6 protein-coding genes and 1 pseudogene are annotated in these 8,811 nt (G+C 42.4%); all 7 read left to right on the top strand.

Annotated features, from left to right (window positions below; genetic code table 11):
- A pseudogene (locus Xenpb_RS02000) lies at positions 1 to 120 on the top strand (ISAs1 family transposase); the annotation flags it as partial.
- A gap of 529 nt (positions 121 to 649) precedes the next feature.
- A complete protein-coding gene (gene serC, locus Xenpb_RS01995; RefSeq protein WP_187652867.1) occupies positions 650 to 1,738 on the top strand; it encodes a 3-phosphoserine/phosphohydroxythreonine transaminase in 1,089 nt (362 codons plus the stop codon).
- Positions 1,739 to 1,847: 109 nt separating this feature from the next.
- Entirely contained in the window at positions 1,848 to 3,134 is a 1,287-nt protein-coding gene (gene aroA / locus Xenpb_RS01990) for a 3-phosphoshikimate 1-carboxyvinyltransferase (RefSeq protein ID WP_187652866.1), read from the top strand.
- Positions 3,135 to 3,269: 135 nt separating this feature from the next.
- Positions 3,270 to 3,956, top strand: a complete 687-nt coding sequence (gene cmk / locus Xenpb_RS01985) for a (d)CMP kinase (RefSeq protein WP_187653073.1) — start codon at positions 3,270 to 3,272, stop codon at positions 3,954 to 3,956.
- Positions 3,957 to 4,149: 193 nt separating this feature from the next.
- The gene (gene rpsA / locus Xenpb_RS01980; RefSeq protein WP_187652865.1) at positions 4,150 to 5,823 is read left to right on the top strand and encodes a 30S ribosomal protein S1; all 1,674 of its coding nucleotides are present in this window, start codon (positions 4,150 to 4,152) and stop codon (positions 5,821 to 5,823) included.
- A 74-nt stretch (positions 5,824 to 5,897) separates the two neighbouring features.
- Positions 5,898 to 6,188, top strand: a complete 291-nt coding sequence (gene ihfB, locus Xenpb_RS01975) for an integration host factor subunit beta (RefSeq protein ID WP_045969974.1) — start codon at positions 5,898 to 5,900, stop codon at positions 6,186 to 6,188.
- 258 nt (positions 6,189 to 6,446) lie between these two features.
- The gene (locus Xenpb_RS01970; protein ID WP_255523001.1) at positions 6,447 to 8,810 is read left to right on the top strand and encodes a ComEC family protein; all 2,364 of its coding nucleotides are present in this window, start codon (positions 6,447 to 6,449) and stop codon (positions 8,808 to 8,810) included.
- Position 8,811: the final 1 nt, after the last annotated feature.

Below are 8,811 nucleotides of genomic sequence, written 5' to 3'. Positions count from 1 at the left end.
TTTAATCGAATTGCATTAAATGTGATTAAACAAAATACCAGTATAAAGGACAGTCAGGCCGCTAAACGCCGAAGAGCAATGTGGTCAGCGGAATTCCGTAGTCAGCTTATATTTGATTAAACTTAATACAAAGTGGAATCCCGCCCTGATAGGTGAATAGAAATCCTATCTCCCATCAAACTATCTCCCATGATAAAACCGGGCCGATATACAGCAATGGATAAAGCTTTTCTTTTATGTAGATACAAGAGTACTTCGTATATTAAGCGATTAATACGCTTAGTTAAGATGACAAAATTCTAGTTGTTAATTAATACCCCAATTATATTAATTAATCCTTCCTTGTTAATATATTGCTTTCTCATGTTTTCATTGGAATGAAGTATCCATGTGTTTATATTTGTGGGAGTAAATTATTCTTGAAGTGTATTTTAAATCTTTTATATGGCCTAAAAATATTATCCTGATTTTCTCATTGGTATTTTTAATAATCAAATCCTCGGTAACATAATCTATCTGCCAGCGGTTCAATAGGTTGCAACAATAGTTTAAACAATCTCTTAATAACCATTGCAGCAGCAGAGCGGGAGTGATAAAACCAATATGTCCGATTTTATTTATATCCATTGATAGGGTGAGGTTGAGGTTAATGAGTCAGGTATATAATTTCAGCGCTGGTCCAGCTATGTTACCAGCAGAAGTATTGCGCCGTGCAGAACAGGAACTTTGTAGCTGGCACGGTCTGGGAACATCTGTGATGGAAATCAGCCACCGCAGCAAAGAATTTATAGCGGTTGCGGCAGAAGCAGAAAAAGACCTTCGAGATTTATTAGCGATACCTGAGAATTACAAAGTGCTTTTTTGCCATGGCGGGGCTCGTGGGCAATTCTCAGCATTGCCACTGAATTTACTGGGTGACAAAACAACAGCAGATTATATTGTTAGTGGTTATTGGTCTGAATGTGCAGCGAAAGAAGCAGAAAAATATTGCACACCAAATGTCATTGATATCAGGGTAGATACAGAGGGTGCAACCAGTGTGAAGCCGATGAGTGAATGGGCTTTGAGCAGTGATGCCGCTTATATCCATTATTGTCCTAATGAAACGATTGAAGGCGTTGCAATTTTTGAAGAGCCTGATTTTGGTGATGATAAAATTGTGATTGCCGATTATTCTTCAACCATTCTTTCTGCACCAATTGATGTTAGCCGTTATGGCGTCATTTATGCCGGCGCACAAAAAAATATTGGGCCAGCAGGAATTACCGTGGTCATTATCCGTGAAGATCTATTGGGTAAAGCACACAAACATACTCCATCCATTCTGGATTATACCGTGCAAGCTCAATGCGGCTCTATGTACAACACACCACCCACATTTGCATGGTATCTGTCTGGCATGGTATTCAAATGGCTGAAAGAGCAGGGTGGGCTGCAAGAAATCAAAAAACGCAACCATGCAAAAGCAGAATACCTCTATCGTGCCATTGATAATAGCACTTTGTATATCAACCGGGTTGCACCTCAAAACCGTTCTATTATGAATGTTCCATTCCAACTGGCTAATCCGGCGCTGGATGGTCAGTTTTTGGAAGAGGCATACGCAAGTGGACTACATGCCTTGAAAGGACACAAAGTGGCGGGCGGGGCTCGTGCTTCCATTTATAACGCTATGCCTTATGAAGGTATAAAAGCGTTGGTTGAGTTTATGGCTGATTTTGAACACCATAACGCATAATGTTTTTCTTCATCGGGAGGATAGAACCTCCCGATATTAATATTCTCGATTTATCCCACAAATCAAATTAAAAATATAGTGTGTTAAGAACCGGAGACACCTTTCTATTATGCAATCCCTGACGTTACAACCTATTTCCCGTATTAATGGAACAATTAACCTGCCCGGCTCTAAGAGTGTTTCCAATCGTGCTCTGTTACTCGCTGCTTTTGCTAAGGGAACAACCCGGCTCACTAATTTATTGGATAGTGACGATATTCGTCACATGCTTAATGCGCTGACTGCGTTAGGTATTTCCTGTCGCCTGTCCGCCGATCGCACCATTTGTGAAGTTGATGGTATTGGAGGGCGTATGACGGGTAAAAGCGGGATAGAACTGTTTTTGGGTAATGCTGGTACAGCAATGCGCCCATTGGCAGCGGCACTATGCTTAGGCAGTAATAACGTAGTGTTGACCGGTGAACCACGGATGAAAGAGCGCCCAATTGGTCACTTGGTGGACGCCCTGCGTCAAGGTGGGGCAGAAATTGTCTATCTTGAACAGGAAAATTATCCGCCACTGCATATCAAGGGCGGATTTTCTGGAGGAAAAGTTACCGTAGACGGCAGTGTTTCGAGTCAATTCCTGACAGCCTTGCTAATGGCTGCACCATTGGCAGATAACGACACAGAAATCCATATCCAAGGTGATTTGGTTTCTAAACCTTATATTGATATTACGTTAGCGCTGATGAAAAGCTTTGGTGTGACGGTAAATCATCACCAACATCAGGTTTTTTACATTAAAGGGCAGCAACAATATTTGTCTCCGGGGCAGTATTTAGTAGAAGGCGATGCTTCATCAGCCTCTTATTTTCTGGCAGCGGCGGCGATTAAAGGCGGAACGGTGCGTGTTACAGGTATTGGCAGAAATAGCCTGCAAGGGGATACCAAATTTGCCAATGTACTGGAGAAGATGGGTGCAATTATTCGTTGGGGTGATGATTTTGTTGAATGCGAACGCGGTACATTAACTGGCATTGATATGGATATGAATGCAATTCCTGATGCCGCCATGACTATTGCAACAACGGCTCTGTTCGCTCAGGGAGAAACGGTTATCCGCAATATCTATAACTGGCGGGTAAAAGAAACGGATCGACTCAATGCAATGGCGACTGAATTACGCAAAATAGGTGCAGAAGTAGAAGAAGGGCATGACTATATCCGCGTAACTCCACCAAAAAAACTCAACCATGCTGAAATTGAAACCTATAATGATCACCGGATTGCGATGTGTTTTTCGCTGGTGGCCTTGTCGGATACTCCAATCACCATTCTTGATCCGGGTTGTACGGCAAAAACATTCCCTGATTATTTCAATCAACTTGAAAAGCTCAGTCAAAATACAAAATAGATAGGAATAGTGTTTCTCTCATTTGCTGAGTGCGTATAATAAGGCAGACTTTTTATTGCTTGTTAATTGAGCAATTCCCGCATTCGGTAGATGACCTGTCTGTTGTGCGAATGTTATGCGAAAAGGAGGAGAATGATGGCGGCGATAGCCCCTGTAATAACCGTTGATGGGCCAAGTGGCGCTGGTAAGGGAACACTGTGTCAGGCATTGGCAGAAGCGTTAAATTGGCAATTACTTGATTCAGGTGCCATTTATCGTGTGCTGGCACTGGCTGCTATCCACCATCAGGTAGATATCCAGTCTGAAGACGCCCTGGTTCCTCTGGCTGCTAATCTGGATGTTCGTTTTGTGCCTGCAAATGGCAAGCTTCGGGTTATTTTGGAAGGCGAAGATGTCAGCAATGAAATCCGTACCGAAACTGTCGGGAATACGGCTTCGCAGGCAGCAACATTTCCGCGTGTCCGTGAAGCGCTCTTGCGTCGTCAGCGGGCTTTCCGCATCTCTCCTGGCCTGATTGCGGATGGTCGTGACATGGGAACGGTTGTGTTTCCTGATGCGCCAGTGAAGATATTTCTTGATGCAAGTGCGGAAGAACGTGCCCGTAGACGCATGTTACAGTTGCAGGATAAAGGTTTTAGTGTTAACTTTGAACGCCTTTTGTCCGAAATACAGGAACGAGATTTCCGTGACCGCAATCGGGCAGTTGCGCCATTAGTGCCTGCACAAGATGCATTAATCTTAGATTCGACCAGCATGTCTATCGAAGAAGTGATTGATAAAGCACTGACTTATGCGAAAAATGCGCTGGAAATACCAGCATAAGCATTAATTTTCGCGAATATGCTATTGCAGTAGCATATCAAGAAGATGTATATAGAATTCTGGTGTGTGGGTAGTGAAATATACCGGCATACCAAAACACCTTGTAACAGGGAGACGTTGCGAGGTATGTAAAACAACCCCATTCGGCCGGATGCTAAATGGACGTTAATTAAAAACCTTGAAGATCATTAACATGACAGAATCTTTTGCTCAACTCTTTGAAGAATCCCTACAGGCTATCGAAACTCGTCCAGGTGCAATCGTACGTGGTGTTGTAGTTGCTATCGATAAAGACGTTGTATTGGTTGACGCAGGTCTGAAATCTGAATCTGCAATTCCTGTAGAACAATTCAAAAACGCTCAAGGCGAACTGGAAATCCAAGTTGGCGATGAAATCGACGTAGCTCTGGATGCGGTAGAAGATGGTTTCGGTGAAACTATCCTGTCCCGTGAAAAAGCAAAACGTCACGAAGCATGGCTGATGCTGGAAAAAGCATACGAAGAAGCTGAAACTGTCACTGGTGTTATCAATGGCAAAGTTAAAGGTGGCTTCACTGTAGAACTGAACGGTATCCGTGCATTCCTGCCAGGTTCACTGGTTGACGTTCGCCCAGTTCGTGACACTGCTCACCTTGAAGGCAAAGAGCTTGAGTTCAAAGTCATCAAGCTGGATCAGAAACGCAACAACGTAGTTGTTTCTCGTCGTGCTGTTATCGAATCTGAAAACAGCGCAGAGCGCGATCAGCTGCTGGAAAACCTGCAAGAAGGCATGGAAGTTAAAGGTATCGTTAAGAACCTGACTGACTACGGTGCATTCGTTGATCTGGGCGGCGTTGATGGCCTGCTGCACATTACTGATATGGCTTGGAAACGTGTTAAACACCCAAGCGAAATCGTCAATGTGGGCGATGAAATCACAGTTAAAGTACTGAAGTTCGACCGTGAGCGTACTCGCGTATCTCTGGGTCTGAAGCAATTGGGTGAAGATCCATGGGTAGCAATCGCTAAACGTTATCCAGAAAGTACTAAACTGACTGGTCGCGTAACTAATCTGACTGACTACGGCTGCTTCGTTGAAATCGAAGAAGGCGTTGAAGGTCTGGTACACGTTTCAGAAATGGATTGGACCAACAAAAACATCCACCCATCCAAAGTTGTTAACGTTGGTGATGTTGTGGAAGTTATGGTTCTGGATATCGATGAAGAACGTCGTCGTATCTCCCTGGGCCTGAAGCAGTGTAAAGCTAACCCTTGGCAGCAATTTGCTGAGACTCACAACAAAAACGACCGCGTTGAAGGTAAGATCAAGTCTATCACTGACTTCGGTATCTTCATCGGTCTGGACGGCGGCATCGACGGTCTGGTTCACCTGTCTGACATCTCCTGGAACGTTGCAGGCGAAGAAGCAGTTCGTGAATACAAGAAAGGCGACGAAATTGCTGCTGTAGTTCTGCAAGTTGATGCAGAGCGTGAGCGTATCTCTCTGGGCATCAAACAACTGGCAGAAGATCCATTCAACAATTACCTGTCTGTAAACAAGAAAGGTGCAATTGTTACTGGTAAAGTGACTGCAGTTGACGCAAAAGGTGCTACAGTTGAATTAGCTGACGGCGTTGAAGGTTACCTGCGTGCATCAGAAGCTTCTCGTGACCGCGTTGAAGATGCAACTCAAGTTCTGAACGTTGGCGATGAAGTTGAAGCTAAATATGTTGGCGTTGACCGTAAGAATCGCGTAATCAACCTGTCTGTTCGCGCGAAAGACGAAGCTGATGAAAAAGACGCTATCGCTTCTGTGAACAAACAAGAAGATACAAACTTCGCTAACAACGCAATGGCTGAAGCTTTCAAAGCAGCTAAAGGCGAATAATCTAAGTCAATAACGGCGGGTAATATTCTCTTAAACGATAATATTACCCGAATACGGTAGTTTAGGGAGGTACTATGACCAAGTCTGAATTAATCGAAAGACTTGCAGAGCAACAATCTCACATGCCGGCCAAAGCCGTTGAAGATGCAGTGAAAGAAATGCTTGATCATATGGCTGAAACATTAGCCGCAGGTGAACGTATTGAAGTTCGCGGATTCGGCAGCTTTTCTCTTCACTACCGAGCTCCGCGTGTGGGTCGTAACCCTAAAACGGGTGATAAAGTGGAATTGGACGGCAAATACGTTCCCCACTTTAAACCGGGTAAGGAGTTACGTGACCGCGTGAATATCTATAGCGATAGCTAAGATATCAGTTATTACTTAATTAAATTAACGGCACCTTAGGGTGCCGTTTTTTTTTGTATTTTTTTGGATAGCATTTTTATCATTAATTTAATGAAGGGCTTATTTCCTCTTGCAATTTTATTGCGATAAATCTCGCATTTTTTTGACAAGAGCTTCTTTACCTAAAAATCAATTTTTGAAGAGTTTCTAAAATAAATTTTTCCTGCCTGGTAACGATATCCGTTATGAAATAGGATTGTTTTCATGAATGGAATTCCGATGCAAAGGCATAAAAGGATGCAGTCACTTAAATTAATTTTCTTATCTACTTGGTGTAAGCCACTGCCTGTTATCAGCTTTAATCTCGCTTCGGTAACCATGATATTAGGAATTACTTCATTATTGTTATTTTCTGAATTACCTCAATGGCATGAAATGCAGATTTTAATCTGTATTGTTATTTTTCTATTGTTGATCCCTTATAAGCCAGCGTATATCGGGGCACTGACATTGGTGGCATTGATTTGGGGATGTTGGCATGGTAATAAGATATTGGATCAAATTACTTATTTTAGTGAAACCACACATTCGGCAATCATTATGATCGAAAGTGTATCGTTAAATGTGGTAGATAAAAATACGGAAAAAAATAAAGAAGTAAAACCACGTTATAAAATCAGACTGATTGAAAGTGATGGAAAATATATTTTCCCCGCTTTATACGCATCGGTATCATGGAACTCACAAGAGCAGCTTTGTGCAGGCCAAAAGTGGCAGGTTACAATGAAACTCAAACCTGTTCATGCCCAATTAAATCATGGTAGTTATGATAACCAGCGATATTCACTTTCTATTCGCCAGCCGTTAAATGGAAAAATTATTCAGGCGAAATTACTCAATAAAAACTGTAGCCTCCGACAAAATTTCATTAATAAGCTTTTGCCAGAAATTCAGCCATTAAAACATGCAGGAATTGCGTTGGCGCTTTCGTTCGGCGAAAGGGCTTGGTTGGATCAACCCACCCGTCTGTTATTACAGCAGACAGGTATTGCACATTTAATGGCAATTTCAGGGCTGCATATTTCAATGGCCAGCTTATTTGGTTGGAGTTTTGCAAGAATGGCACAATTTTTCTTTCCTGCAAAATGGATTGGATTTCGCTTCCCATTAATTATGGGTTGGTTAACAGCCGTGCTGTATGGGTGGTTATCTGGATGGGGAATTCCGGCTATTCGGGCAATATTGGGGCTAACGCTGTGGATTTATCTGAGATGTAAAAATAGGCTTTGTTTTTCATGGCAATGGGCTTTATGGAGTGCCGCGCTTATTTTATTTTTTGATCCTTTGGCAATACTTTCCGACAGCTTTTGGCTTTCATTTACCGCAGTGATGGCACTGCTATTTTGGTTTCATTGGATGCCTTTACCAGAAAGAATGCGTCATGGTTGGAAATGGATTTGGTTGCGTGGATTGCATATGCAATTGGGAATGATGTTAATGTTGTTGCCGTTGCAGCTTTTGTTATTTCAGGGCGTTAATATTTCATCATTGGTTGCTAATCTATGGGCTGTTCCCATTATTTCTTTCTTATCTGTACCATTAGTGATGTCAGGATTAGTTGGTGTTTTTCTTCCCATTATCCAACCGTTCTTATGGCAAATTGTTGATTGCACCGTTTCGCTTGCTTTGGCTCCTTTATCCATTTTAACGCACTCATGGATTGAAACAGGGCATTATCCTATCATTATTACGCTTGCCGGCTGGTTTTTTGTTGTTATTTGGCGTCTTGGTTGGTGGAAGTCTTATAAATGGTTATTGGGAGTTTCAATTGGCATTATTGCTTGTTATTCAAAACGTTCTGATGAGCATCAATGGCGTTTTTCCATGCTGGATATTGGTCATGGCCTGGCAGTAGTGATTGATAAGGGCGGGAAAGCGATAATTTTCGATACAGGAAATCGTTGGGAAACAGGCAGCATGGCAGAAAAAGTCATTATGCCTTATTTGCGTTGGCACCGATTGATGCCAGAACAAATAATTCTGAGTCATGATCATTTGGATCATACAGGAGGAGTAGAACACCTCAGAGACAAGTATCCTGATATCCAAATTAGGAGTCCTTTGCTGAACCAATCTCATTTACCTTGTATTCGTGGTAAACAGTGGATGTGGCAAGGGCTGAATTTTAAGGTTCTCTGGCCGCCGGAAAAAACAACTATCGTTGGAAATAACCAATCTTGCGTGATTCGCATTGATGATGGTAAATACAGTCTGTTATTAACAGGTGATTTGGAGAAACAAGGGGAATATCGCTTATTGGAACTTGAGAAGGGCAAACTGAATGCCACAATATTACAAGTTCCCCATCATGGGAGTAATACATCTTCTACCGCGATATTTATACGTAAAGTCATGCCTGAATATGCGTTGACTTCAGTTGCACGCTATAGCCCGTGGAGATTACCTTCCGCTAAAGTGAAACAACGTTATAAAAATGCGGATATTCAATGGAATAGCACCGCGGTTTCTGGTCAAATAACCGGCTATTTTTATTTCGATCACATTAAATTAGAAGGTTATCGACAACAAATAGTATCACGATGGTATCATCAGTGGTTTGGTATTCGCGGTGATCATGAGTAGA

The sequence above is a fragment of the Xenorhabdus sp. PB62.4 genome, from assembly GCF_014467285.1.
In the GTDB taxonomy this organism is placed as follows: Bacteria; Pseudomonadota; Gammaproteobacteria; order Enterobacterales; family Enterobacteriaceae; genus Xenorhabdus.
This window is presented reverse-complemented; position numbering and strand designations above follow the sequence as displayed.